1 pseudogene is annotated in these 278 nt (G+C 52.9%); it reads left to right on the forward strand.

What is annotated here, in order from left to right:
* Positions 1-109: 109 nt before the first annotated feature.
* A pseudogene (locus EN846_RS36340) lies at positions 110-278 on the forward strand (site-specific DNA-methyltransferase); the annotation flags it as partial.

Below are 278 nucleotides of genomic sequence, written 5' to 3' on the forward strand. Positions count from 1 at the left end.
CGCCGCGAGAGCCATTTATTTCGCATTTTCCGTGACTTGTTCAGGCTTTGATAACCATCTTCTGTAACCATAAGCCTCAGTAGAGAATAAGCGTATGAAGCGAGTCCCAATGGCAGCAGTTTTTCCGCTGGCCGATTTTCGGCATGCCGGTTTTGATCGTGCAGGTGAGAGTGACGCCTGGAAAGACAGCATCATAAAGGGTGATTGCGTCGCTGCCTTGGATGCCCTCCCGAGCCAGTCGGTGGACGCGATTTTCGCCGATCCGCCGTATAACCTCC

Origin of the sequence: Mesorhizobium sp. M4B.F.Ca.ET.203.01.1.1 (assembly GCF_004791025.1) — a bacterium.
Classification (GTDB): Bacteria; Pseudomonadota; Alphaproteobacteria; order Rhizobiales; family Rhizobiaceae; genus Mesorhizobium; species Mesorhizobium abyssinicae.